The 24099-nt window shown below is 62.1% G+C and carries 24 protein-coding genes and 2 tRNA genes; 15 read left to right on the plus strand and 11 right to left on the minus strand.

The window, feature by feature from the left end; all coding sequences use genetic code 11:
• Positions 1-165: 165 nt before the first annotated feature.
• Together AC1DUB_RS02230 and AC1DUB_RS02235 are read right to left on the minus strand one after the other, a co-directional pair.
• A complete protein-coding gene (locus AC1DUB_RS02230) occupies positions 166-1221 on the minus strand; it encodes a response regulator (RefSeq protein ID WP_477728124.1) in 1056 nt (351 codons plus the stop codon).
• Positions 1205-4729, minus strand: coding sequence for a hybrid sensor histidine kinase/response regulator (locus tag AC1DUB_RS02235; RefSeq protein WP_477728125.1), 3525 nt, complete (start codon positions 4727-4729; stop codon positions 1205-1207). Before AC1DUB_RS02235 ends, AC1DUB_RS02230 begins: the two co-directional genes overlap by 17 nt.
• Before the next feature lie 189 nt (positions 4730-4918).
• On the opposite strand from AC1DUB_RS02235, the gene AC1DUB_RS02240 reads away from it, so the two are divergent.
• The 11 genes from AC1DUB_RS02240 (at position 4919) to AC1DUB_RS02290 (ending at position 12300) form a co-directional block, all read left to right on the plus strand.
• Positions 4919-5221 carry an urease subunit gamma gene (locus AC1DUB_RS02240; RefSeq protein ID WP_477720708.1) on the plus strand — a complete coding sequence of 101 codons (303 nt, stop codon included), beginning with the start codon at positions 4919-4921 and terminating at the stop codon, positions 5219-5221.
• A gap of 60 nt (positions 5222-5281) precedes the next feature.
• Complete coding sequence (locus tag AC1DUB_RS02245) at positions 5282-5479, plus strand: hypothetical protein (RefSeq protein WP_477728126.1); 198 nt, start codon at positions 5282-5284, stop codon at positions 5477-5479.
• Between the two features lie 23 nt (positions 5480-5502).
• Complete coding sequence (locus tag AC1DUB_RS02250; RefSeq protein ID WP_477728127.1) at positions 5503-5841, plus strand: urease subunit beta; 339 nt, start codon at positions 5503-5505, stop codon at positions 5839-5841.
• Positions 5841-7562, plus strand: coding sequence for an urease subunit alpha (ureC, locus tag AC1DUB_RS02255; protein WP_477728128.1), 1722 nt, complete (start codon positions 5841-5843; stop codon positions 7560-7562). The genes AC1DUB_RS02250 and ureC overlap by 1 nt, the downstream gene beginning before the upstream one ends.
• 118 nt (positions 7563-7680) lie before the next feature.
• Positions 7681-8373: an urease accessory protein UreE gene (ureE, locus tag AC1DUB_RS02260; protein ID WP_477728129.1), complete on the plus strand. Its 693-nt coding sequence runs from the start codon at positions 7681-7683 to the stop codon at positions 8371-8373.
• 38 nt (positions 8374-8411) lie between these two features.
• Positions 8412-9113 carry an urease accessory protein UreF gene (locus AC1DUB_RS02265; RefSeq protein WP_477728130.1) on the plus strand — a complete coding sequence of 234 codons (702 nt, stop codon included), beginning with the start codon at positions 8412-8414 and terminating at the stop codon, positions 9111-9113.
• 62 nt (positions 9114-9175) lie between these two features.
• On the plus strand, positions 9176-9832 hold the full coding sequence (ureG, locus tag AC1DUB_RS02270) for an urease accessory protein UreG (protein WP_011482295.1): 657 nt from the start codon (positions 9176-9178) through the stop codon (positions 9830-9832).
• 72 nt (positions 9833-9904) lie between these two features.
• Positions 9905-9994: transfer RNA gene (locus tag AC1DUB_RS02275), tRNA-Ser, on the plus strand.
• A gap of 518 nt (positions 9995-10512) precedes the next feature.
• The gene (gvpU, locus tag AC1DUB_RS02280) at positions 10513-10998 is read left to right on the plus strand and encodes a gas vesicle accessory protein GvpU (protein ID WP_477728131.1); all 486 of its coding nucleotides are present in this window, start codon (positions 10513-10515) and stop codon (positions 10996-10998) included.
• Positions 10999-11510: 512 nt separating this feature from the next.
• Positions 11511-11987, plus strand: a complete 477-nt coding sequence (locus AC1DUB_RS02285; RefSeq protein ID WP_477728132.1) for a hypothetical protein — start codon at positions 11511-11513, stop codon at positions 11985-11987.
• Positions 11977-12300, plus strand: coding sequence for an I78 family peptidase inhibitor (locus AC1DUB_RS02290; protein ID WP_477728133.1), 324 nt, complete (start codon positions 11977-11979; stop codon positions 12298-12300). Before AC1DUB_RS02285 ends, AC1DUB_RS02290 begins: the two co-directional genes overlap by 11 nt.
• Positions 12301-12381: 81 nt before the next feature.
• On the opposite strand, the gene AC1DUB_RS02295 is transcribed toward AC1DUB_RS02290, so the two are convergent.
• From AC1DUB_RS02295 to AC1DUB_RS02320, 6 genes are all read right to left on the minus strand, one after another.
• The gene (locus AC1DUB_RS02295; protein WP_477728134.1) at positions 12382-12600 is read right to left on the minus strand and encodes a hypothetical protein; all 219 of its coding nucleotides are present in this window, start codon (positions 12598-12600) and stop codon (positions 12382-12384) included.
• Positions 12601-12624: 24 nt separating this feature from the next.
• Entirely contained in the window at positions 12625-13788 is a 1164-nt protein-coding gene (gene hemW / locus AC1DUB_RS02300) for a radical SAM family heme chaperone HemW (protein WP_477728357.1), read from the minus strand.
• A 186-nt stretch (positions 13789-13974) separates the two neighbouring features.
• Positions 13975-14577 (minus strand): RdgB/HAM1 family non-canonical purine NTP pyrophosphatase, encoded by a 603-nt coding sequence (gene rdgB / locus AC1DUB_RS02305; RefSeq protein ID WP_477728358.1) that lies wholly within the window; start codon positions 14575-14577, stop codon positions 13975-13977.
• A 45-nt stretch (positions 14578-14622) separates the two neighbouring features.
• On the minus strand, positions 14623-15351 hold the full coding sequence (gene rph, locus AC1DUB_RS02310) for a ribonuclease PH (protein ID WP_477719538.1): 729 nt from the start codon (positions 15349-15351) through the stop codon (positions 14623-14625).
• 118 nt (positions 15352-15469) lie between these two features.
• On the minus strand, positions 15470-16372 hold the full coding sequence (locus AC1DUB_RS02315; RefSeq protein WP_477728135.1) for a PP2C family protein-serine/threonine phosphatase: 903 nt from the start codon (positions 16370-16372) through the stop codon (positions 15470-15472).
• Complete coding sequence (locus tag AC1DUB_RS02320) at positions 16369-17376, minus strand: serine/threonine protein kinase (RefSeq protein WP_477719536.1); 1008 nt, start codon at positions 17374-17376, stop codon at positions 16369-16371. Before AC1DUB_RS02320 ends, AC1DUB_RS02315 begins: the two co-directional genes overlap by 4 nt.
• Before the next feature lie 69 nt (positions 17377-17445).
• On the opposite strand from AC1DUB_RS02320, the gene AC1DUB_RS02325 reads away from it, so the two are divergent.
• The 4 genes from AC1DUB_RS02325 (at position 17446) to AC1DUB_RS02340 (ending at position 21663) form a co-directional block, all read left to right on the plus strand.
• Positions 17446-18363 carry a YicC/YloC family endoribonuclease gene (locus AC1DUB_RS02325; RefSeq protein ID WP_477719535.1) on the plus strand — a complete coding sequence of 306 codons (918 nt, stop codon included), beginning with the start codon at positions 17446-17448 and terminating at the stop codon, positions 18361-18363.
• A 69-nt stretch (positions 18364-18432) separates the two neighbouring features.
• Entirely contained in the window at positions 18433-19053 is a 621-nt protein-coding gene (gene gmk / locus AC1DUB_RS02330; RefSeq protein WP_477728136.1) for a guanylate kinase, read from the plus strand.
• A gap of 41 nt (positions 19054-19094) precedes the next feature.
• Complete coding sequence (rpoZ, locus tag AC1DUB_RS02335; RefSeq protein WP_096662930.1) at positions 19095-19298, plus strand: DNA-directed RNA polymerase subunit omega; 204 nt, start codon at positions 19095-19097, stop codon at positions 19296-19298.
• Between the two features lie 127 nt (positions 19299-19425).
• Positions 19426-21663, plus strand: a complete 2238-nt coding sequence (locus AC1DUB_RS02340; protein WP_477728137.1) for a RelA/SpoT family protein — start codon at positions 19426-19428, stop codon at positions 21661-21663.
• A 312-nt stretch (positions 21664-21975) separates the two neighbouring features.
• On the opposite strand, the gene greB is transcribed toward AC1DUB_RS02340, so the two are convergent.
• The 3 genes from greB to gspF form a co-directional block, all read right to left on the minus strand.
• Positions 21976-22548 carry a transcription elongation factor GreB gene (gene greB, locus AC1DUB_RS02345; RefSeq protein WP_477728138.1) on the minus strand — a complete coding sequence of 191 codons (573 nt, stop codon included), beginning with the start codon at positions 22546-22548 and terminating at the stop codon, positions 21976-21978.
• A 105-nt stretch (positions 22549-22653) separates the two neighbouring features.
• Positions 22654-22730 (minus strand) — tRNA-Arg (locus AC1DUB_RS02350).
• A 117-nt stretch (positions 22731-22847) separates the two neighbouring features.
• Complete coding sequence (gspF, locus tag AC1DUB_RS02355; protein ID WP_477719531.1) at positions 22848-24080, minus strand: type II secretion system inner membrane protein GspF; 1233 nt, start codon at positions 24078-24080, stop codon at positions 22848-22850.
• Between the last annotated feature and the right edge of the window lie 19 nt (positions 24081-24099).

Genomic DNA, 24099 nt, shown 5'->3' on the forward strand with positions numbered 1-24099 from the left:
AACGCACTGTGAATTCGGGCTCTTGAAAGCGCCGTATTTGAGAAGGAAGCCTGTGGCAAAAGGCTTCGATGTAAAAATCTGGTGCTATACCGAAGCCGCTATTGTAACAGTCTGGCACGCATCGCGCATCCCGAGCCCTTACCCTGCGTCACGCCCCTGCTTCATTCACGCCTCAAACTGCGGATGAAGCTGCCGGATGCGGTTCAGCGCCATGCCGGCGGCGGCTGTGCGGGTTTCCACGCCGAGCTTGGCGTAAACATGCTCCAGATGCTTTTTGACAGTGGCCGGGCTGGCACCCAGAATGCCGGCGATGTCGCGGTTGATCTTGCCCTTGATCACCCAGTAGAGCACCTCGGCCTCGCGGGCCGTGAGCTTGAAGCTCAGGCTCATGGCCTCGACCACCGCATCGTCGGAGATTTCGCGCATCACGATCAGCCAGTCGCCCGTGCCGTCACCGTCTGCCCCCGCATCGCCGGTGTGCCGGTGCAGCCGGAATGTCAGCCGGCGCGGCCCCTGTTCCACGGCCAGGCGCGGCGGCTCAAGCTCGCGCCCACCCCCAGCCTCGGCCTCGGCCTGGTGGCGACGCAGCCAGTTCAGCACCGGTTCGGGGGTCTGGGGTGCCGAGGTGCCGTAGTAGCGCATCAACAGATCACGCGCCAGCGGGGTTTGCCAGATCAGCTTGCCGTCGCCCGGCCCGCCCATGCGCACGGTGATGCTGGCATAACCGAACGCGTCCAGCGCATTGCGCGCCTGGCCCGCCTGCCGGGCCTCCTGGCGGGCACGGCGAGCGCCCTGCAGGTGCACGCCCATGCGCGCCATGACCTCCTTGGGCTTGATCGGCTTGGTCACGTAATCAACGCCGCCCGCCTCCAGGGCGGCGACCAGATGCTCGGTTTCCGTCAGCCCGGTCATGAAGATGATGGGAATGTGCGCGGTCTCGGCCATGGCCTTCAGGCGCTTGGCCACCTCGAAGCCGTCCATGCCAGGCATCATGGCGTCGAGCAGCACAATGTCCGGCACGGCCTGCCGGGCCCGGTTCAGGGCGGCTTCGCCGCTGGTGGCGACCAGCACGGTGTAACCCGACTCATCGAGTGCGTCGTGCAGCACCGAGAGGTTGTCGGGCACATCGTCCACGATCAGCACCACATCGCTGTTGGCACGGTCCAGGGTGTGGTCCAGCTTGCGGTCCATAGCGCGGGTGGAATCAAGCACGCTGCTCATGGGCGGCCTCCTGGTTGGTGAGCTGCCGGCCCATAGCTTCGAACTGGAACTGCCGCGCCAGCGCCCGCATGTCCTCGACGAAAGCGGCGGTAGCGGGTTGCTGCGTTTCAATTTCCGCCAGCTTGTTCATGATGCCGCGGTAAAACCCGAGCGTGACCACTTCGAGCAAGGCAGCCAGCTGCGGCGCATCGGGCAGGACGCGCGGCGGCTGCGCCGTCGGCGCCGGCAGCTGGCCCGCATCCGCCTGCGCCTCATAACACCAGCGCAAGCCGAGCCGCCGCTCCAGCCAGTCGATCAGCTCGGTATGGCGCACCGGTTTCAGGATGAAATCCTCCGAGGGTATGCCGACATCGTTGTCCAGCCCCTTGTCGAACGCATTGGCCGACACGATCGCCAGGTGGGTGCCGGTGTGCCCGGCACTGCGCACGCGGCGCAGGGTTTCCCAGCCATCGATGCCCGGCATGGCGAGGTCCATGAAAATGACATCCGGCTGGTAACCGGCGGCCAGCAGATCCAGGCAATCATGGCCGCTGGCCGCGGTGCGCAGGTCAAAGCCCATGGGCTCGAGCAGCTGCACCAGCAATTCGCGATCGGGCTCCTCGTTGTCCACCACCAGCAGCTTGCGGCGCACGCCCTCGTAGCCGCGTGGCTGGCGCCTGGCCGGTGCGGCGAACGTGCTTTTGCCGGCACCGGCAGCCACATGCACTTCGGGCAGAAACAGCCGGACGCGGAACACCGACCCTTCACCCGGCGTGCTGAGCACCGTCATCTCGCCGCCCATCAGGTCGGTCAGCATTTTGGCGATGGTCAGGCCCAGGCCGGCGCCGGGCGTGCCTTCCGCACTGTGGCCGGCCGTGGCGCCGCGCGCGAAGGGCTCAAAAATCTGCGCCAGTTCCGCTTCGCTCATGCCCGGGCCGGTGTCTTCAATGTCGATATAGGCCATCTCGCGCGCATGGCGCAACCGGAAGATCACCTGTCCGTGAGCGGTGAACTTGATGGCATTGCCCAGCAGGTTGATGAGGATCTGGCGGACCCGCTTTTCATCGGCACGCACCAACTCGGGCAAGTTGCCGGTGGTCTCAAACCGGAAGCCCAGGCCCTTGGCGGCAGCCTGAAGCTCGAACATGCCCGCCATTTCATGCACGCAATCGGCAAACTGCATGGGCTTGACCGTGAGCGTGAGCTTGCCCGCCTCGATGCGGGCGATGTCCAGCGTGCCTTCAATCAGCGACAGCAGATGCTCGCCGCCGCGCCGGATCACATTGACCGCCTGCTTGCGGTGCGGCGGTATCGCAGCATCTTCGCCCATCAGCTGGGCATAACCCAGAATGCTGTTGAGCGGCGTGCGCAGCTCATGGCTGATGGCGCTGATGTAGCGGCTCTTGGCCTGGTTGGCCTGGTCGGCCGCGTGCCTGGCGTGCTCGGCATGCAGCTTGGCCTGTTGCAGGGCTTCATCGGTCTGGCGGTGCAACTCGATCTCGCGCATCAGCAAATGCGTCTGCCGGTTGGACTCTTCCTGTGCGACCTGCCGGCTCTTGTGCGCCAGCACCAGCCACCAGGCGACCAGCCCGGCGATGACCAGCAGCGCCATGTAAGCCTTCAAAAAACCCGACCGCAGGGCCGACCCGGACAGCATGAAGTCGCCGAGTGCCCCCATCTCCTGGTGGTAGAGCAGCCCGAACACGCTGGCCAGCAGCGGCACGATGATCAGCATCAGCAACAGGAAGTGGCCCAGCCCGGTGTCAAGATAAGGCCAGATGCGGTGCGGCAGCAGCCAGCGCAGGGCCGCCGACCACTGCGCCGACAGGCTGGCCTGCGGCTTGCACAAATCGCCGCAGCGCGCGTCCAGGGTGCAACACAGCGAGCAGATGGGGCCCTGGTAGGCCGGGCAATGCGCCATGTCGGGGCCTTCATAAGCGCGTTCGCAGATCACGCATTGCTGCGTGGCGTAGCGCTGGTACGACGCGTCGGCCTCCGACACTCCCGAACTGCGGGCAATGTAGTAGCGGCCCTTGGTCGCCCAGGCAATCAGGGGCGCCGTCACAAAGGCGGTCCCCATGGCGATCACCGCAGAAAAAGCCCGCGCCAGTTCACCATACAGCCCAAGGTAAGCCGCCACGGACAACAGGGAAGCCAGGGCCATCGCGCCCACGCCCACCGGGTTGATGTCGTAGAGGTGCGCACGCTTGAATTCGATGCCCCGCGGCGACAGGCCCAGCGGCTTGTTGATCACCAGGTCGGCCACCACGGCCATCACCCAGGCAATGGCAATGTTGGAATACAGGCCCAGCACGTCGCCCAGCGCCTGGAACACATTCATCTCCATGAGCATGAAGGCAATCAACGTGTTGAACACCACCCACACCACGCGACCGGGGTGGCTGTGCGTCAGGCGCGAAAAGAAGTTGGACCACGCCAGCGAGCCGGCATAGGCGTTGGTGACGTTGATCTTGAGCTGCGAGATCACCACGAACAATGCCGTGGCCGCCACCGCCAGGCCATAGTCGGGAAACACATATTCATACGCCGCCAGGTACATCTGGTTGGGGTCGACCGCCCGGTCTGGCGGCACCATGTTGGTGATGGCCAGGTAGGCCAGCAGGGCGCCGCCCAGCATCTTGATCACCCCCAGAAAAACCCAGCCGGGCCCGCCGACGAGCACCCCGCCCCACCAGCGCCAGCGATTGGCCCGGGTCTGCACCGGCATGAAGCGCAGGTAGTCTGCCTGCTCGCCCATTTGCGTGATCAGCGCAATGCCCACCGTCAATGCAGCACCAAACAAGTGCAAATTGAACTCGCCGCCGCCCCCTAGATCACCACCGTAGTGCAGCACCCCTAAAAAAGCACCAGGATTGCGCAGCAATACGTAAATGAAGGGGACCACCAGCATCACGATCCACAAAGGTTGCGTCCAGACCTGCAGGCGGCTGATCGCCGACACCCCGTGGGTGACCAGTGGAATCACGACCAGCGCACAGATCAGGTAACCCCAGCTTGGCGGAATGCCCAGGGCAAGATCCAGCGCGTAAGCCATGACTGCCGCCTCGAGCGCGAAGAAAATGAAGGTGAATGACGCGTAGATCAGCGAGGTGAGCGTGGAGCCGATATAGCCAAAACCCGCGCCGCGGGTCAGCAAATCCATGTCAACCCCGTAGCGGGCGGCGTAAATGCTGATGGGCAACCCCGCCAGAAAAATGATCAGCCCGGTGGCCACAATCGCCCAGAAGGCATTGGTGAAGCCGTATTTCACCAGCAGGGTGGCCCCCACGGCTTCCAGAATCAGGAAGGAGGCCGCGCCAAACGCCGTGTTGGCAACCCGGAACTCCGACCACTTGCGAAAACGCTGGGGGGTGAAGCGCAGCGCATAGTCCTCCATGGTCTCGCTGGCGACCCAGCTGTTGTAGTCGCGCCGGACCTTGATGATGCGCTGCACCGCCACCTCGGGCCTGGCGCACGCGTCCGGCGATGCCGGGGGCGCATCGGGTCGGGCTGGCAGCGGCGAAGGCATGACCGGGGCGTCCATGGGGGGTGGCGGCGAAGTGGTGACCTGTTTTCAGTGCAGGTTCTGTGCCATGGAGCCGGGGGCCTCCGGGCCGCCCTTGGCCTGCCCACCCTCTTGTGGCACGATGCTTGTGGCACCATTCTTGCACCCCGACCCACCTCAACAAGCAGGCAGCCAGCCCCGAGAGAGAGCCCCATGGAATTGACCCCCCGAGAAAAAGACAAGCTGCTCATTTTTACCGCGGCCCTGCTGGCCGAGAGGCGTCGCGCCCGCGGCCTCAAGCTCAACTACCCGGAGGCCGTCGCGCTGATCAGCGCTGCCGTGATGGAAGGCGCACGCGACGGCAAAACCGTGGCCCAGCTCATGAGCGAAGGCCGCACCATCCTCGGCCGGGCCGATGTGATGGACGGCATCGCCGAGATGATTCCCGACATCCAGGTGGAAGCCACCTTCCCCGACGGCACCAAGCTCGTGACCGTGCACCAGCCCATTGTTTGAGCGGGCCGCGCCACTTTCACCTTCAATCACGCTCCCTTCACCCACCTTCGATTGCTCATCATGAAAACTCCCAACGCTCTCAAAAAAATAGCTGTTTTCCCAATGATCATGTGGGCTGGCGCTGCATTGGCCCATGAGGGGCATGGCATGGACGCCACCATGGGCGCCACCCACTGGCACGCCACCGACACCTGGGGGTTTCTGGCGGTCGCCGCGCTGACAGCGCTGGCCATCTGGATGTCCCGTGGCGGCAAATAAGCAAAACAACCATTGAGGCAGCCATGACACCCGGCGAACTGTTTACCGACGGCCCCGACCACATCCTCAATGTGGGGCGACGCACGCTGACACTGGTCGTGCAAAACACCGCGGACCGTCCCATCCAGGTGGGTTCGCACTACCACTTTGCCGAAACCAATGCCGCGCTGGGCTTTGACCGTGAGGCGGCCCACGGCATGCGGCTGAATATTGCCTCCGGCGCCGCCGTGCGCTTTGAGCCGGGCCAGCAGCGCACGGTGGAACTGGTGGACTATGCGGGCGAGCGGAAGGTGTTTGGCTTCCGGGGGCTGGTGCAGGGTGGCCTGGACGAATTCGGGCAGAGTCAAAAGGGAACGACGTAATGGCAACCATTGGCAGACGCGCCTATGCGGAAATGTTTGGCCCCACCGCGGGTGACCGCCTGCGGCTGGCCGACACCGACCTGGTGGTGGAGGTGGAAGCCGACTACACGCTGCTGCGCGCCGGCAGCTACGGCGAAGAAGTGAAATTCGGCGGCGGCAAGACGATTCGCGACGGCATGGCCCAGTCGCAAAAAACCCGCGCCGAGGGGGCGATGGACACGGTGATGACCAACGCCCTCATCATCGACCACTGGGGCATCGTCAAGGCCGACATCGGCCTCAAAGGCGGCCGCATCGCCGCCATTGGCAAGGCCGGCAACCCCGACACCCAACCCGGCGTGGACATGATCATTGGCCCCGGTACCGAGATCATCAGTTGCGAAGGCATGATCGTCACCGCCGGCGGCATCGACTCGCACATCCACTTCATTTGCCCGCAGCAGATTGAAGAAGCCCTCACCTCGGGCGTGACGACCATGCTGGGCGGCGGCACCGGCCCGGCCACCGGCACCTTTGCCACCACCTGCACGCCCGGCCCCTGGAACATCGAGCGCATGCTGCAGGCGGCAGAGGCCTTCCCGATGAACCTGGGCTTTCTGGGCAAGGGCAATGCCAGCCTGCCCGCTGCGCTGCACGAGCAGATCAACGCCGGCGTGATTGGCCTGAAGCTGCATGAAGACTGGGGCACCACGCCGGCCGCCATCAGCAACTGCCTGGATGTGGCGGAGGAAACGGACACGCAGGTGGCGATTCACAGCGACACGCTCAATGAATCGGGCTTTGTCGAAAACACGATTGCCGCCACCAAAGGCCGCACGCTCTGCGCCTTTCATACCGAAGGCGCCGGCGGCGGCCATGCACCCGATATTTTGCGGGTAGTGGGCGAGCAGAACTTTTTGCCGTCTTCCACCAACCCGACCATGCCCTACACGGTCAATACGCTGGACGAGCATGTCGACATGCTGATGGTGTGCCACCACCTCGACGCGGGCATTGCCGAAGACCTGGCCTTTGCCGAAAGCCGCATCCGCAAGGAAACCATCGCGGCGGAAGACATCCTGCATGACCTCGGCGCGATCAGCATGTTCAGCTCCGACAGCCAGGCCATGGGCCGGGTCGGCGAGGTCATCATCCGCACCTGGCAGACCGCGCACAAGATGAAGCAGCAGCGCGGAAAACTGCCCAGCGACAGCGACCGCCACGACAACTTCCGCGCCAAGCGCTACATCAGCAAATACACCATCAACCCAGCGATTGCCCACGGCATCTCGCACGAAGTCGGCTCGGTTGAACCGGGCAAGTGGGCCGACCTGGTGGTGTGGAAGCCGGCGTTTTTCGGCATCAAGCCATCCGTCATCCTCAAGGGTGGCTTCATCGCCATGGCGGCCATGGGCGACCCGAACGCGTCGATCCCCACACCTCAGCCCGTGCATTACCGCCCCATGTTTGGCGGTTTTGGCGGCGCCATTGCCAAAGGCTCCCTCACCTTTGTGTCGCAGGCCGGGATGAATGCCGGTATCAAGGACCGGTTCGGCCTCGCCAAGACGCTCAGCGCCGTCAAAAACATCCGCGGGGTGCGCAAGCAGCACATGGTCCACAACGACTATGCGCCAAAAATGGAAGTGGATGCCCAGACCTACCTGGTGCGTGCCGACGGTCAGCTGCTGACCTGTGAGCCGGCCAGCAGCCTGCCCATGACGCAGCGTTACTTCCTGTTCTGAAGAACGCTGAAGAACGGTTCTCGGCCGCCACAACCAGCCCATGGTGTAGCGGGCTGCGTTCAACCCTTGTTCACGCAGGGCTTGCCGCGCTGGCATACTCGTTTTTTTAAGGTTAAACGTGATCCAGGTTTCCAAAGTCATTCCACAGGGCGCGGGTCTCGCGCCCGTTCTCGTCAAACGTGCATCAACCGTCGAACTCGACTGGGATGTGCGCCAGAAAAGCCGCTTCGACGCGACCGATTCGCTGGGCCGCCCGCTCGGTGTGTTTTTGCCGCGCGGCACACTGGTGCGCGGCGGTGATGTGCTGGTCGCCGAAGATGGCTCGATGATCAAGGTCATTGCCTCGCCGCAGCCGGTGCTGCGCATCACGGCGTGCAGCACGCACGGTTCGCCGTTTGACCTGACCCGCGCGGCCTACCACCTCGGCAACCGCCATGTGCCCATCGAACTCAAGCCCGATCACCTCAAGATCGAGCCCGACCATGTGCTCGCCGACATGCTGCGCGCCATGCATTTGATCGTCAATGAAGTCGAGGAAGCATTTGAGCCGGAGGGCGGGGCTTACAGCGCCGGGGGCCATGGCCATAGTCATGGGCATGATCACGGTGGCCACGACCAAGACGAGCATGACCATGGCGCGCACGGCCATGCCCACGCGCCGGCTCCAAAGGCCACAGCGACCACACCGGCCGTAGCGGCAACGCCCCCAGCCCATGTACACGGGCCCGACTGCAACCACGGCCACGATCATGCGCATGAGGCCAAGCCGGCCACGATACAGATCCACAAACGCCGGCCCGCAAACCCCTAAACCGTCCGAGCCCTCTGATCCCTTTAAACCCCGTGGACATGCCAGCCTCCCCCGCAGCGCAACTGCCGGCAGCCAGCCTGCTGCAGCTGATCTGGCTGGCCTCGCCGGCCCTGCCGGTCGGCGGCTTTTCCTACTCCGAAGGCCTGGAAACAGCGGTGGAGCGGGCCGGTGTCACGACCGAAGCCCTGGCCGGCGACTGGCTCAGGGATCAATTGCACCTGAGCCTCGCACGCGGCGACCTCGCCGTCATCGCGCAGGCGATTCCGGCCTGGCGCGCCGGCGATGTGCAACGCATTCGTGAACTCAACGACTGGGTGCTGCAGACACGCGAGACCAGCGAAATGCGGGCTCAGGCCGAACAGATGGGCAGATCGCTGCTCGACTGGCTGCGCAACCATGACGGCACCAACGCGCAGCACATAGCAGCCTGCGCGCAGATGCAGCCCACCTACCCGGTCGCGTTTGCGCTGGCCGCGTCGCAGACCGCCGCCAGTGTGCGCGACTGCCTGCTGGCTTATGCCTTTGGCTGGGCGGAGAACATGATGCAGGCCGCGCTCAAGTCCGTGCCCTTGGGCCAGAGCGCGGGCCAGCGCATGCTCGCGCGCCTGGCCAGTGACATCCCCGCAGCGATCGAAGCCGCGATCCTGTTGCCTGATGGCGAGCGTCAGGCGTTTTCGCCCATGCTTGCAATTCTTTCTTCCCAGCACGAAACCCAGTATTCGCGGCTGTTCCGCTCCTGAATGTCCCGAACGCCATGAACCTGAACGTCCTGAACGCCAACGTATCCAACCAAAGTAGACCCATGAGCTTGCACCACATCGCCAACCGCACCAAAAAACTGCCGCCCCTGCGCGTCGGCATAGGCGGGCCTGTTGGCTCCGGCAAAACCACCCTGCTTGAGATGCTGTGCAAGGCCATGAAGAACAAGTACGACCTGGTGGCCATCACCAACGACATCTACACCAAGGAAGACCAGCGCCTGCTGACCGTGAGCGGCGCGCTGGCCGCCGAGCGCATCATGGGCGTTGAAACGGGCGGCTGCCCGCACACGGCCATACGCGAAGACGCGTCCATCAACCTGGAAGCCATTGACCGCATGCTGGTGGACTTTCCCGACGCCGACGTGGTGTTCGTCGAGTCGGGCGGAGACAATCTGGCCGCCACCTTCAGCCCGGAGCTGAGCGATCTGACCATTTACGTGATCGACGTCGCAGCCGGCGAAAAAATCCCGCGCAAAGGCGGCCCCGGCATCACCAAAAGCGACTTGTTCGTCATCAACAAAACCGACCTCGCCCCCTACGTGGGCGCCGACCTGGGCGTGATGGAAGCCGACACCATACGCATGCGCACCACGCCCAAGGGCCTGAAACCCTTCGTCATGACCAACCTCAAGACCAACACGGGCCTGGCCGAGGTGATTGCTTTCATCGAAACCAAAGGCATGCTGCAGGCCGGCTGACGGCAGATACCCCAGCCCAGTCTTTTGGGTTTATTCGAGCCCATCTCAAGCCTGGGTTAAAATTACCGGTCCGGAAGCTTGGCAGAGCGGTTGAATGCAGCAGTCTTGAAAACTGCCGAGGATGCGAGTCCTCCGTGAGTTCGAATCTCACAGCTTCCGCCAATAACCGCATGAACAGGGCCTTCGGGCCCTTTTTCTTTTCCCCGTCATCTCGTCCATCAACGTCGATGCGACAGCATGAGTTGATGTACGACTGCCTTTCGTTGCGGAGCGCTTCAGGCTCTGCTCTGGATAGCGGCATCATGGCCAGCGGCGACCTTGCCAGCCAGTCGGTTCTCAAAAGGACTTCTGATACCGAAATTGACGCACAAGGAATGCCCAAAAAGCCCCCCACTCAAGCGTCCTCGTTCCCCCGGTAGCGGCACCGGGGCATGCCGGTTTTTTCAGGATGCAGGCTTGGCGCCTGCAGCGACGTGACACCCAGCGCAGCGACTGGCAGCAAGGAAGCAGCCAGGCCGGGTTACCGCTAGCCAGGACGGAATACAAGGAAAACGGTGGCTCTTGTTGTCCTAGTCTATTTAGAGGATGCACCCCCGAAACCTGCCGCCTAGAATTGACTGCAGAGTTGGCTCGGGACGGGGAAGTTTCTTTCATTCGTTGGGTATCACAAGGAGATCGTTGTGAACAAAAAATCTGAAGACCCTAGCACCATCGACTGCGAGCGTGAGATTCATGGTCAAAGTGTTGACTACTATCTCCAGCAGCTTGTTTCACTTGCCAACGAGAATGAATACGAAATTGGCATAACGCTTTTGCTGGGCGGCAGCGTAGTCTCCGGAATCCTCATTGGCGGCAGGAAGTACTTTGACACCTTCGCTGCTGACTTTTCCGCGGCATGGACCGGCGAAGACAAGGATGAAATTCACAATTCGTTCGCTGCGTACGGCGATATTTACGACCCAGCAAAGCGAAAGCAACTGCCGATGCCGCCGCAATACATACATTTGCAAAATGCGAGGATTCAGTTCCTAAACGGCAGCATGCCTACCAATGGAGGTGTTCTTTGGCGCGGCAAGATCAATGCCGTTTCTGGCTTTCATCTGGGGATGCTGGCGTATGGTGGCAACAAATCATTCATGCCCAAGCCGCTTTACGAGGCGGCTTAATTCGTCAGGTGCTACAGGGCCCATTCGATCAAGCTCCAGTGCTTTTTCCACCGCGCCTCTGCGGCGCTTAACACAGGGCTCACACGCTCGCGTAAGCTCGAATGCCCCGGCTTTAGTACTGTCGACAGGCTCCGAGAGGCTTTGGAACGCCGCACCTGGCTTCTATTTTTTTCCAGGATGGAAAGCAGATCAATCAGCGAGCGAGCCAGGCGGTCGATCTTGTAGACCTTCAGCCTTCTGATCTTTCGGCGCGTCAGCATCGATAGCCTCAAGAAAAAAGTCCTTGCTCACCAAGCGCCATCCGGGCATATTGGCCACTTGGTTGTTACAACTGATCACCACAGCCTTCAGCGCCAAGCGAGAAAAGAGCCTTTCAGGGCTCACAATGAATCTGAAGACAACACGGCCGGCTGGCTCTCGGCTGGTGCCGTGCCCCCAACTCAACGAAAACCCTCCCTGGCACGGTTGCGTTTTCTGCAATCTCTTCCCCCTTCCCGATGGAGATACAGACCATGAAACGTCTTGTCCTGACCATGTTTTTCATGTTTTTTGCGTTGGCCGCCTCCGTGCATGCCGCCGACTGGCTGACCATTACCGGTGATGCGGATAACCCCAATTCGGACTATGTCCAGGTCGACCCGGCGGTTGTCGAGGTGGGTGATGGCCTCAAGTCGCTGGTGGTGCGGGTCAACCATGCGGCCGTCAAACGCACGCCCGACGGCGTGGCCTTCCGGTCTTTTGAGGCGCCCATTGTGGTGGACTGCCGCACGAAATCGGCCTACTACACCCAGTCCAAGGCGTACAAACAGCCGGCTTTTCTCGGTGCACCGCTGGGGGTGCAACTGTTCAAGCCGTTTGCGCGTCCGGTACGGTTTGAGTCCCTGCCTGGCAACCCGAGCGAGCGGGTGATCAAGGCGGCCTGCGTAACGGTGGCCGCAGTGGATGAACCTGCATCCCAAACCCGGAAAGAGCCTTATCGTGCGTATTAAACGCTTCAACCCGGCCGTGCCCGCCCTGCTCTTGCCAGTGCTCCTGGCTGCCTGCGCGGATGCACCGCGGGCTGCGGGCTCGCCGGAGCCACCACCCTCGGCTGTCTCCCGGCGCTGCAATGCGGCGCCCGCCCAGTTTGCGGTGGGTCACACGGCGGATGCAGCCCTGGCCGACGATGCCCGCATCCGGTCAGGCGCAAGGACGGTGCGGGTATTGCGGCCCAACGAGGTCGTGACGATGGAATTCAATGCGGAGCGGCTGAACCTTGCAGTGGACCAGACTGGCCGCGTGACCCGCGTCAACTGCGGCTGAGCGTTTAAACCGGCGCGGGTAACAGCTCGCTCAAGTTTCGATCCGGTTCGATCGGGTTCGGCCAACCGCAGGTTCGTGGCGCTAAGGTTTTCTGGCGCCCTTACCAATCTGCTGCAGCTGCCGTTTTCGTTTGCTCTTGTTTTTTGATTCCGGTTCATCGGGCCGGTTGCGCGAGGCTTGGGCCTTTTGTTCTTCGGCCTGTTTCTGGCGTTTCTTGTTGCGCAGGTGCATGATGGTCCGGCCCAGCCCGAAGCTGATGGCACAGGTGACAAGCAGAAGAATGATGTTGGTGGTTTCCATAAGATCGGGCTGCTGCTTACTGGCTTACTGCGTCAAAAACAGTGACTGCAAGTCGTTCAAAAAATCAAAACCGCGCTCGGTCGGCTTCACTCGGACAAGGTCGCGCTCCAGCAGGCCCTTGCGCTCGCCCTCTTCCAGGCCTTGCTGGATGGCCGTGACCGACAGCCCGGTCTTGTCGGAAAAATCCTGGAGTTTGAAGCCGTCCTTCAATCGCAGGGCATTGAGCATGAATTCAAAAGGCAACTCTGCACGGCTGACTTCGGTTTCCTGCGTCACGGCGTCCCCGGCCAGGGCTTTTTCCATGTAAAGCTTGGGCTCACGGTAGCGGACCTGGCGAACCACCCTGTGCGCGAAGCTGAGCTTGCTGTGCGCCCCCGCACCGATGCCGAGGTAGTCGCCAAACTGCCAATAGTTGAGGTTGTGAAAGCAGCGATGGCCCGGCCTGGCATAGGCCGACACCTCATAGCGTTGCAGCCCGGCGCCTTCGGTCATCTCGGTGATCTGGTCCAGCATGGCATAGGCCGTGTCTTCTTCCGGAATTGCGGGCGGGAATTTGGCGAAGTAGGTGTTCGGCTCAATGGTCAGGTGGTAAATCGAGATATGCGGTGGCTGCAGCGCAAGCGCCTGCCGCATGTCCTGCGCGAGGTTTTCCAGCGTCTGACCGGGCAAGGCATACATGATGTCGAGGTTGAAGGTGTCAAAGGCCTGCGCCGCCTCTTCGACCGCCGCAATCGCCTGGGCGCGGTCGTGCACACGCCCAAGGGCCTTGAGGTGGCGGTCGTCAAAACTCTGCACGCCGACGGACAGGCGCGTTACCCCGGCGCTGCGAAAGGCCTTGAAACGGTCTTTTTCAAACGTACCGGGGTTGGCCTCCAGCGTGATCTCGCAATCCGCCTCCAGCCTGAGCCGGGCGCGGATATCGGCGAGCAGACGGTCAATCGCCTGCGGCGAGAACAGGCTGGGCGTGCCGCCACCGATAAAGACGCTGTGCACGGTACGGCCCCAGACCAGCGGCAGGGCGGCCTCCAGGTCGGCCATGAGCGCGTCCAGGTAGCGCTGCTCGGGCATTTCGCCGCTGACCTCATGGGAATTGAAATCGCAGTAGGGGCACTTCTTGAGGCACCACGGCAGATGCACATACAGCGACAGCGGCGGCAAAGCGGCCAGCTGCAGCGTACCGCTGCGCATGTAGTGCTGAATGTCTTTCACGATCGGCTCAGGTCAATGAATGCATACAACAGGGACGAGGCCTCGCACCAGTTGCAGTGCCGGCCAGCGGACACCGAGAAGCCGGCTTCGCCGGGCCGCAGGTGTCGCCCCTTGAGGGGGAGGCTGCCATACGAAGTGCTGAAGTGCGCAAAGCCACGGGGTGAATCATGCTATCCAGCGCTCGCGCATCAAATCCATCATCTGGCGCGTGGCCCGGCCGCGGTGGCTGTTGGCGTTTTTCACTTCCACCGGCAACTGCGCAAAGGTCTGGCCAAATTCAGGGATGAACATGACCGGGTCAAAGCCAAAGCCGTTGCTGCCCACCGGCTCATGGGCAATGAGGCCCGCCACCCGCCCGCAGGCGATCAAGGGCTCGGGGTCCATCTCGGAACGAACCGCCACCAGGGTGCTCACCAGCGCCGCGCGGCGGTTGGTGATGTTGGCCATCTGCTCCAGCAAGGCCTTGACGTTGTTGTCATCGCCCTTGGCGTAGCCAAACTGCGTGGCATAAAACGCGGTGTCCACGCCCGGCAGGCCGCCAAAGGCGTCCACGCACAAGCCGGCGTCGTCTGCCAGCGCCGGCAGTCCGCTCAGCCTGGACGCGTGGCGGGCTTTGGCGAGCGCATTTTCCACAAAGGTGCGGAACGGCTCCTCCGCCTCGGGGATGTTCAGGTCAGCCTGGCGCAGCAGCTCCACGCCGAGCGGCGCGAGCATGGCCTGCAGCTCGGCGAGCTTGCCGGTGTTGTTGGACGCAAGGACGATTTTCATCATGAAAAGTAACTCTACCCCTTATTTTACGGGGCCAATGAGCTATTAATTTAATAGCGATTTTTTCTGCAGGCCAACCAGCTCGGCGATGCCTTTTTCAGCCAGTACCAGCAGCGCGTCCATTTCCTTGCGCGAAAAAGCGGCGCCTTCCGCCGTGCCCTGCACCTCCACATAGTTGCCCGCGCCGGTCATGACGACGTTCATGTCGGTGTCACAGGCCGAATCTTCGGTGTATTCCAGGTCGAGCAGGGGCGTGCCCTGCACAATGCCCACCGAGATGGCCGCCACATGGTCAAGAATCGGGGTTTCCTGAAGCTTGCCGAGGGCCAGCAACTGGTTGACCGCATCCTGCGCGGCCACAAAGGCACCGGTGATGCTGGCCGTGCGGGTGCCACCGTCGGCCTGAATCACGTCGCAATCGAGGTGAATGGTGCGCTCACCCAGCTTTTTCAGGTCAAACACGGAGCGCATGGACCTGCCGATCAGGCGCTGGATTTCCTGGGTGCGGCCGCTCTGCTTGCCGCGCGCGGCTTCGCGGTCGCTGCGGGTATGCGTGGCGCGCGGCAGCATGCCGTATTCGGCGGTCACCCAGCCCTCGCCACTGCCTTTTTTGTGGCCCGGCACTTTCTCCTCGACGGACGCTGTGCACAGCACCTTGGTGCCGCCAAACTCGATCAGCACAGACCCTTCGGCATACGCGGTGTAGTGACGGGTAATGCGCACCGGACGCAGGGCGTCGGCAGCACGCGCGTCGACTCTGACAAACTGACTCATGGTGGATGGCTTTCTGGCGGAAACGCCGGGTGAATGGAATAAAAAGGGGAAAAAGGGAAAAGAGCGCGATGGACCGCTCAAGGCTGCTCAATGGCACGCGGGCCTTCGCGCCGGGATCTCAGGCTTTTTTGGCAGCCGAGCGGCGGATGGCCTCGTTGATTTCTGCGATCGATTTCTCGATCGTGGCTTCGTCAAGGTCGTCAACCACCGAGTCCATCAGGCCGGCCTGAATGGTGGAGGCGAACACCCCGTCCATGATGCTGTCGGTGGAAACACCCCGGGTGGATTCAAACGCATCCGGCGTTTCCCACTCCATGGCCAGAACGGTCACGTTGTCGCTTTGTTCTCCACCGGCACGCAAGGCGCTTTCCACGAGGTCTGGCACCGCATCGGACACGCCTTTGGCGGACAGCTGACGAACAATTTCGTCATCACTCAGGCTGCCCCACAGCCCATCGGAACACAGCAGCAGCTTGTCGCCCTGCTGCAGCGTGACGGGGCCGGCGATGTCAAAGACGGGCTTGGTCGGCGAGCCCAGGCAGGTAAAAAGGATGTTGCGGTTGATGCGCTCAAACCTGATCGCCCCGGTGCTCTGCTGCTCAAGATAGGAGTGATCACGGGTGCGCGTCAGCAACTCGCCATCCCGCACAACGTACAGGCGGGAGTCGCCGCAATGCACCCATGTAGCCCCGTCGCCCTGCAAAATGGCGGCCACCAGGGTGGTGCGAGGCGTGTCGAGCATGCCTTTTTCGCTGGCATAGCGAATGATCTGGTGATGGGCCGCCATCAGGGCGGTCGACAGGAACTCGGTGGTGTCCGGGATCGTGGGACGCGCGTCCTGCTGGTACAGCGCGGAAATGGTCTGCAGTGCCAGTTGGGCCGCCACCTCGCCGTCGGGATGGCCACCCATGCCGTCGGCCAGGACAAACAGGCCCGATTCGCGCGTGTAGCAATAGCCCATGCGGTCTTCGTTCTTCTCGCGCCCGCCCTTGCGGCTGACCTGAAACACGGAGAATTTCATTTGAGTTTGGTCGCAAAGCCAGTGGCCTTACGCGCGGTTTTTTTGGTATCGGACACGATGTTGTCAAACTGAAGGCGCACCTTCTCGCTGACGGTGAGTTTGGTGTAACGACGCTCACCTTCCCGGCTCAACTCTTTTTGCAAGGCAAACACCGACTGCGGCCGGGACAGCGGGTCCAGCGACATGCACCACTCGACGACTTCAATCAGGTTGTCGGAATAAACACCCCGCAGCCGGGACAGCGCCAGGGACAGGCGGTCTTTCTCGAGGCGCTGGGGTGCGTCATTGGGCGGGTAGCCCTGCATGGAGGCGTAAATGCAGGCGCCGATCGCATAAATATCGGTCCAGGGGCCCATAGACGAGTCGCGGCGGTACATTTCCGGGGCGGCAAAACCGGGGGTGTACATGGGCCGGATGAAGTTGCCCTCTTTGCTCAACACCTCGCGGGCCGCGCCGAAGTCGATCATCACGGCCCGGTTGTCGTCGGTAATGAAGATGTTGGCCGGCTTGATGTCCAGGTGCAGCATCTTGTGCTGGTGCACGATGCGCAGCCCGCGCAGGATCTCGTCAAACAGCGACCGGATGGTCGACTCGCGGAACACCTTCTGCTTTTTCAGCTCGCGGGCGGTGATGATGAAGTCCTGCAGGGTACCGCCCTCCAGGTAATTCATGACCATGTAGACGGTCTCATTTTCCCGGAAAAAATTCAGCACGCTCACCACCGAGCCGTGCGCAATCTGGGCGAGCGCCCGGCCTTCTTCGAAAAAACTCTTGAGGCCCAGACGGTACAGCGAGAGCTTGTCCGGCTGAACCTGGGGCAGCAATTCCCCGGGAGAACGGCTGGCCAGCGAAGACGGCAAATACTCCTTGATGGCGACCTGCTGGCCCTCATTGTCAACAGCCAAGTAAACTACACCAAACCCGCCGGCCGAAAGCTTGCGCACAACACGGTAGCCACCAATCACGGTGTCGGGTGGCAATGATGCGGGCTTGACCTTTGACATAATTTGGGATGAGCCGTGGTGACGACGTCACCCAAGTCTTGTTCTCTCTCTAGTAAAGCGTATAAGTACATGTCAGTTTACAGCATGACGGGTTATGCGACCGTGCAGTCCAGCGCGGCGCAATCCGGACCCGAAACTGATTCCGGCCCGGAGGCCAGTTCCCGGCTGGGTGTCGAAATACGTTCGGTGAACAGCCGCTTTCTCGACCTGGCCTTCCGCCTGCCTGATGAATTGCGCCAGGCGGAGCCGGCCCTGCGTGAATTGCTCACCGGCAAGCTCAAACGCGGCAAGGTGGAACTGCGGGTATCGCTTGAAAGCACCTCGGCCAGCAGCCTGCGCCCCCCCTCGTCGGCGACGCTGCAACGTCTGGGTTCGCTGGAAGACACCATCAAGTCGTGGCTGCCACAGGCTGCGGCCCTCAGCGTGGCCGACGTCCTCAGGATCGCCACCAACGAGGACAAAAAGCCGCATGATTTCAGTGAAGAACTGCTCAAGCTGTCCAAAAAGGCCCTGAAAGACCTGATGTCCGCCCGGGAGCGCGAGGGCGCGCGCCTGGCGGCCATGCTGCTCGACCGGACTGCGCAGCTGCGCGCGCTGGCGGCGGCGGCGGTACCCATGGTTCCCAAACTGGTGGAACAGCAAAAGGCGCGTTTTCTGGAACGCTGGAAAGAGGCCATGGCGTTGTCCGACAGCACCACGCTGCCGGAAATCGCCCAGGACAGGGCCCTGACCGAAGCCACCGCCTTCGCCATCCGGATTGACGTGGCCGAGGAAATCACCCGCCTGTCGTCCCACCTGGATGAAATCGACCGGCTGCTCGCCAGCGGCGGCGAACTTGGCAAGCGCCTGGACTTCCTGATCCAGGAACTGCACCGCGAAGCCAATACCCTGGGTTCCAAATCCGCGTCCCTGGAGTTGACCCGTATTTCCGTGGACATGAAAGTGCTGATCGAGCAGATCCGCGAGCAGGTCCAGAACATCGAGTGACCCTGAGCGACAATCACTCAAAATCACTCAACTCACTACCAGATTAATAGCGATCAACGCCCACTGAACATGGACTATCCTGGAAACCTGTTTGTTGTAGCCGCCCCCAGTGGTGCGGGCAAGTCCAGCCTGGTGAAGGCCCTGATGGAACTGGATTCAGCCATCCAGCCCGCCGTTTCGCACACCACCCGGCCGCCGCGCGGGCAGGAAAAGCATGGCCGGGAGTACTTTTTCCTGTCGCCGGAAGAGTTTGACGGCATGGTGCAGCGCGATGCGTTTCTGGAATGGGCGCATGTGCACGGACACCGTTACGGCACATCGCGGCAGGCCATTGAAGAGCGAATCGCGCACGGTACGGACGTGATTCTGGAGATTGATTTCCAGGGCGCCATCAACATCAAGCGGATTTTCGCGAATGCCGTGCTGATTTTCATCCTCCCCCCCAGTTGGGAGGAACTGCGCTCCCGCCTGCAAAGGCGTGGCGAAGACAGCGCCGAAGTCATCGAATTGAGGCTGAAAAACGCCGCCACCGAGATGGCTCAAGCCCGGGAATTCGACTTCGTTATAATCAACGAGTTATTTGAGCGGGCAGTTTTCGACCTGAAAACCATTGTTCATGCCCAGCGGCTCAAGTTTTCGGCCCAGCGACGCGCTCGCGCCGAGACTTTCAGGGCCCTTCAAATTCCTTAAAAGTCTTACGTCCTCTTTTATCGATCACACCGGAGATCACCATGGCCCGCATTACCGTCGAAGACTGCCTCGAAAAAATCCCCAATCGCTTCCAACTGGTTTTGGCCGCCACCTACCGCGCCCGCATGCTCAGCCAGGGGCATGCCCCCAAGATCGAAAGCAAGAACAAGCCCGGCGTCACGGCCCTGCGTGAGATTGCAGAGGGCAAGATCGGCCTGGAAATGCTCAAAAAAGTGCCTAGCTGAGTCTCTGGGTCCGTACTGAGCCCTTGTTAAAAGCACCGTAACCCGGTGCTTTTTTCGTTTTGGACGCCGTAAAATCCGTTTTTTTCACGTTTTATTCATGCCGCGATACATTTAAGGCATGAGTGCCATGGTTTTGCCCGTCGTTTCCAGCAAGTCAACCCCGGCCGCCGCCAATGCTGCCGCGGCCAGCTTCGCTGCGCTCATGGCCGGGCTCGATTACCTGAGCGCTGCGGATATCGACAATGTCCGGCGGGCTTACCGCTTCGCCGATGAGGCCCACCTGGGCCAGTTGCGCAACAGCGGCGAACCTTACATCACCCACCCCATTGCCGTTGCCCAGCAGTGCGCGGAGTGGAAGCTGGACGCCCAGGCGTTGATGGCGGCGCTGCTGCACGATGCCATTGAAGATTGCGGGGTCACCAAGCCCGAACTGATCGAGCGCTTCGGAGCGCCCGTGGCCGAGCTGGTGGACGGCCTGACCAAGCTGGAAAAGCTGGAATTCAATACCCGCGAGGAAAACCAGGCCGAGTCGTTCCGGAAAATGCTGCTGGCCATGGCGCGCGATGTACGCGTCATTCTGATCAAGCTGGCCGACCGCAGCCACAACATGCGCACGCTGGGCGACGTCCCGCGCGCCAAGTGGACCCGGATCTCGCGCGAAACCCTGGACATCTACGCGCCCATCGCCCACCGCCTGGGCCTGAATACCACCTACCGCGAGCTGCAGGACCTGTCCTTCCAGCACCTGCACCCCTGGCGCTACGCCACCCTGACCAAGGCGCTGCAAAAGGCCCGCGGCCGCCGGCGCGACGTGATCAAGCGGGTGCAGGGCGAGGTCGAGTCGGCCTTTGCCAGCGCGCAAGTGCCTGTGCTCATCTCGGGGCGCGAGAAGACGCTGTATTCCATCTACCGCAAGATGGACGAGAAACACCTGTCCTTCGCCCAGGTCACCGACCTCTACGGCTTTCGGGTGATCGTGAAGGACCTGACCGCCTGCTACACGGCCATGGGTGTTCTGCACCAGCTGTACAAGCCGCTGCCCGGAAAATTCAAGGACTACATCGCGATTCCGAAAATCAATGGCTATCAGTCGCTGCACACCACGCTGGTCGGTCCGTTTGGAACCAATATCGAGTTCCAGATGCGTACCGACGCCATGCATGTGGTGGCTGAGTCGGGTGTGGCCGCGCACTGGCTCTACAAGGCGACCGCCCCCGAGAGCGATGCCTCGCAGCGCCTGGGCGCGCAATGGCTGCAGTCCCTGCTGGATATCCAGCACGAAACACGCGACGCCGCCGAGTTTTGGGACCACGTCAAGATTGACCTGTTTCCCGAAGCGGTCTACGTGTTCACGCCCAAGAGCCAGATCATGGCCATGCCGCGGGGCGCAACCATTGTGGACTTCGCCTACGCCATCCACAGCGATGTCGGGCACCGCGCCGTAGCAGCCAAGGTCAATGGCGAGCAGGTCCCCCTGCGTTCGGAGCTGCATAACGGCGACGTGATCGAAATCATCACGGCCTCGGTCTCCAGTCCCAATCCGGGCTGGCTCAGCTTTGTGCGCACCGGCAAGGCCCGCTCCAAAATACGCCATCACCTCAAAACCATGGCGCTGGCGGAATCGCAGGAGCTGGGTGAAAAAATGCTGGCGCAGGCGCTGCGCGCCGAAGGCATAGAACGGGAACGCCTTCCCGAGGACGACGAGGCCCATCAGGCGACCTGGGAAAAAATCCTGCGCTTTACCGGCAACCGTTCACGCGCGGACCTGCTCACCGACATCGGGCTGGGCAAGCGTATCGCAACCATGGTGGCCAAGCGCATCGTGACTCTGCTGGCCGAAACCGGTGAAAAACCCGACGCCTTGCTGATGAGCCGTGAACGCTATACATCCCATGAGTCGGTATCGCAGGGCGCGCTGCTGATCGATGGCAGTGAAGGCGCCTCCGTGCAGTTCGCACCGTGTTGCCGCCCTATCCCGGGCGATGGCATCGTCGGCTACCTTGGCCGGGGTGAAGGGCTGGTGGTGCATACCGACGACTGCGCCGTGGCCAAGCGCCTGCAGCACCGCGACAGCGAGCGCTTCATTGCCGTGGACTGGTCAGACGAACCCGTGCGTACTTTTGAGACCAATCTTCTGGTCACGGTGGCCAATGGCAAAGGGGTTCTGGCGCGCGTGGCCGCCGCGCTGGCCAGTGCCGAAGCCGACATCACGCATGTTGATATGGGGCAGGAAGCTGCGCAGGATGCGACCGACCTGCGCTTTGGGGTGGCCGTACGGGACAGGATTCACCTGGCATCGGCCCTGCGCAGTGTCAAGCGCACCCCCTCCGTGCTGCGGGTGCAGCGCGCCAAGTCATCAGGGTGAAATTGGCCCCCACGCTTGCTCACTTCGTGTAGCCGCTGCCCCCCGAGGGGGCCGCTGCGCCTGCGGCCCGGCTAAGCCGGTTCCGCGGCCCCTGCTGGGTTGGAGAGCTGCCACTTCTGGCTATTAGGCCCCCACGCTTGCTCACTTCGTGTAGCCGCTGCCCCCCGAGGGGGCTGCTGCGCCTGCGGCCCGGCTAAGCCGGTTCCGCGGCCCCTGCTGGGCTGGAGAGCTGCCACTTGGCCCCCAAGTTCGCTCACTAACCTGTAGCTCCGTGGCCTCGATCTGAAATTGCAGGGGTAACGCTTCTGCGTTTTACAGCTTGGGATCCTCGCGGGCATCGGACGCTGGATAGTCCACCTTCAACACCTCGAGCACCTGCAGGCCTTGGGGAGTGACCAGGTTCACTTCATCACCCACCCGTGATTTGAGCAGCGCCCTCGCCGCCGGAGAAATCCAGCTGATTTGACCCAAGGCGCTGTTGGCTTCATCAATCCCCAGAATGGTGACGGTGCGTTCCTCACCCCTGTCATCGACATAGGTCACGGTGGCGCCAAAAAACACCTGATCGCTACCGTGGTGGATGGAGGGGTTGCTGATCTCGGCGATTTCCAGCCTTTGCGTCAAAAACCGGATGCGCCGGTCAATCTCGCGCAGGCGTTTTTTGCCATAGTGGTAGTCCCCGTTTTCGGACCGGTCACCGTTGCTGGCAGCCCAGTGAACAATCTCCACGACCTTGGGGCGCTCGTTGTCGATCAGGTCGAGCAATTCGGCGCGCAGGCGCTCATAACCCACCGGCGTGATGTAATTCTTGCCGCCCGCAGGCAGGGGCGGAAGCGCCAGGTCTTCGTCGTCCTGTTCGGTTTCCCGGGTGAAAGCTTTGCTCATGGCTTAACCAGAATAGCACTGAGGCGCTGAGGCCGTTGATCCGCGGCAAAAATGACCGGCGAAAAAACGAAAAAGCCTGCAACTTTCGTTGCAGGCTTCCGTTTTTGGTGCGGCTGGCAGGAATTGAACCCACGACCCCTTGGTTCGTAGCCAAGTACTCTATCCAACTGAGCTACAGCCGCGTAGCTTAAGATTATAGCATGGTCAAATGCGTACCTCGGGCCATGTCGCGTAACTTGTTTAAAAACCAACCTGTCGACCCCAGAAGGTGCGAGAGACGCAGACGCAGTTCATCACACTCATTTCACGAACTGGTTGAGCTGAATAATCGGCAGCAGCACCGCCAGCACAATCAGCATGACCACCAGCCCCATCGCCACAATGAGCAGGGGCTCCAGGATGGTGGCCAGTGCCATCGCGCGCCGCTGCACTTCGTTGGACAGCTGCAGGGCGGCGCGCTGCAGCATCACGGGCAACTGGCCCGTCTGCTCGCCCAGGCGCGCAAACATGCTCACCAGGCCGGGGAAGCGTTTTTTCTGCGCCAGCGCCGAGGCCAGCGGGGCGCCCTCGCGCACCAGCAGGAGTGCGTCGAGCGCGTCGGCGCGCATGGCACGGTTGGACAGGGTTTCGGCAGCTGCTTGCAAGGCCTTGAGAATGGGCACACCCGCGCCGGCAAGCATGGCCAGTGTGCTGGCAAAGCGCGCCGCGTTGTAGTCGCGCGAGAGGCGTCCGACCAGCGGCAGGGTCAGGGTTCTGGCGTCGAATTTCTCGCGGAAGCCTTCGTTTCTCAAGGCCAGACGGATACTCGTCACGAACAAAACAAGAGCACCCAGCAGCGCCCATCCATAACTGCGCACAAAGTCGCTGAGGGCCAGCATGGCCACGGTGAGGAAAGGCAGCGCGCGCTTGGTGCCTGCGAAAACGCTGGCCACCTGCGGCACCACGTAGCCGACCAGGAACATCACGATCACGATGGCCACCAGCGTCACGATCGCCGGGTACAGCGCCGCGCCTATGAGTTTGGACTTGAGCGTCTGGCGTTCCTCCAGATCGTCGGCCAGACGTTCAAGCACCAGGCCCAGATGGCCGGTTTGCTCCCCTGCGCCGATGACGGCGATATAGATCGCAGAGAATTCGCCGGGGTGATGCGACAGCGCCCGGGCAAAGCTCGCCCCGCCATTCACCTCGGCACGCAGGGCGGCCACCACGTTGCGCTGCTTCTCGTCCTCGGTTTCATCGGTCAGGGCGGTCAGCGCACGTTCCAGTGGCAGGCCGGAGGAAACCAGCCCGGCGAGCTGGCGCGTCCAGATCGTCAGGTTCGCGGTATTGAAGACGCGGCCGCCAAACAAGGGCGTCTGCAGCAACGAACGGGTGATACCCGGGCCAGCGCTGCCGCTCACCGGCTCGACAACCAGTGGCACCAGCGCCTGCGTGCGCAGCAGGCCGCGCGCTGCCTTGGCCGTGTCAGCCTCGATCACCCCCCGGCGGAGCTTGCCGTCGTTCTGCATGGCCTCAAAAGAATAGGCGGGCATGATGGCTTGGCGCAGTGTT

Source organism: Polaromonas sp. P4_F9 (assembly GCF_056401235.1).

Coding starts and splice junctions, on each gene's coding strand:
- AC1DUB_RS02245 (WP_477728126.1), top strand. CDS start 5,282: ATGAAAACTCCCAACGCTCTCAAAAAAATAGCTGTTTTCCCAATGATC.
- hemW (WP_477728357.1), bottom strand. CDS start 13,788: ATGCGCAGCGGTACGCTGCAGCTGGCCGCTTTGCCGCCGCTGTCGCTG.
- AC1DUB_RS02320 (WP_477719536.1), bottom strand. CDS start 17,376: ATGTCAAAGGTCAAGCCCGCATCATTGCCACCCGACACCGTGATTGGT.
- ureC (WP_477728128.1), top strand. CDS start 5,841: ATGGCAACCATTGGCAGACGCGCCTATGCGGAAATGTTTGGCCCCACC.
- gmk (WP_477728136.1), top strand. CDS start 18,433: ATGGACTATCCTGGAAACCTGTTTGTTGTAGCCGCCCCCAGTGGTGCG.
- rpoZ (WP_096662930.1), top strand. CDS start 19,095: ATGGCCCGCATTACCGTCGAAGACTGCCTCGAAAAAATCCCCAATCGC.
- AC1DUB_RS02230 (WP_477728124.1), bottom strand. CDS start 1,221: ATGAGCAGCGTGCTTGATTCCACCCGCGCTATGGACCGCAAGCTGGAC.
- AC1DUB_RS02315 (WP_477728135.1), bottom strand. CDS start 16,372: ATGAAATTCTCCGTGTTTCAGGTCAGCCGCAAGGGCGGGCGCGAGAAG.
- rph (WP_477719538.1), bottom strand. CDS start 15,351: ATGAGTCAGTTTGTCAGAGTCGACGCGCGTGCTGCCGACGCCCTGCGT.
- rdgB (WP_477728358.1), bottom strand. CDS start 14,577: ATGAAAATCGTCCTTGCGTCCAACAACACCGGCAAGCTCGCCGAGCTG.
- gspF (WP_477719531.1), bottom strand. CDS start 24,080: ATGCCCGCCTATTCTTTTGAGGCCATGCAGAACGACGGCAAGCTCCGC.
- AC1DUB_RS02340 (WP_477728137.1), top strand. CDS start 19,426: ATGGTTTTGCCCGTCGTTTCCAGCAAGTCAACCCCGGCCGCCGCCAAT.
- ureG (WP_011482295.1), top strand. CDS start 9,176: ATGAGCTTGCACCACATCGCCAACCGCACCAAAAAACTGCCGCCCCTG.
- AC1DUB_RS02295 (WP_477728134.1), bottom strand. CDS start 12,600: ATGGAAACCACCAACATCATTCTTCTGCTTGTCACCTGTGCCATCAGC.
- AC1DUB_RS02240 (WP_477720708.1), top strand. CDS start 4,919: ATGGAATTGACCCCCCGAGAAAAAGACAAGCTGCTCATTTTTACCGCG.
- AC1DUB_RS02285 (WP_477728132.1), top strand. CDS start 11,511: ATGAAACGTCTTGTCCTGACCATGTTTTTCATGTTTTTTGCGTTGGCC.
- AC1DUB_RS02235 (WP_477728125.1), bottom strand. CDS start 4,729: ATGCCTTCGCCGCTGCCAGCCCGACCCGATGCGCCCCCGGCATCGCCG.
- AC1DUB_RS02250 (WP_477728127.1), top strand. CDS start 5,503: ATGACACCCGGCGAACTGTTTACCGACGGCCCCGACCACATCCTCAAT.
- AC1DUB_RS02265 (WP_477728130.1), top strand. CDS start 8,412: ATGCCAGCCTCCCCCGCAGCGCAACTGCCGGCAGCCAGCCTGCTGCAG.
- AC1DUB_RS02325 (WP_477719535.1), top strand. CDS start 17,446: ATGTCAGTTTACAGCATGACGGGTTATGCGACCGTGCAGTCCAGCGCG.
- greB (WP_477728138.1), bottom strand. CDS start 22,548: ATGAGCAAAGCTTTCACCCGGGAAACCGAACAGGACGACGAAGACCTG.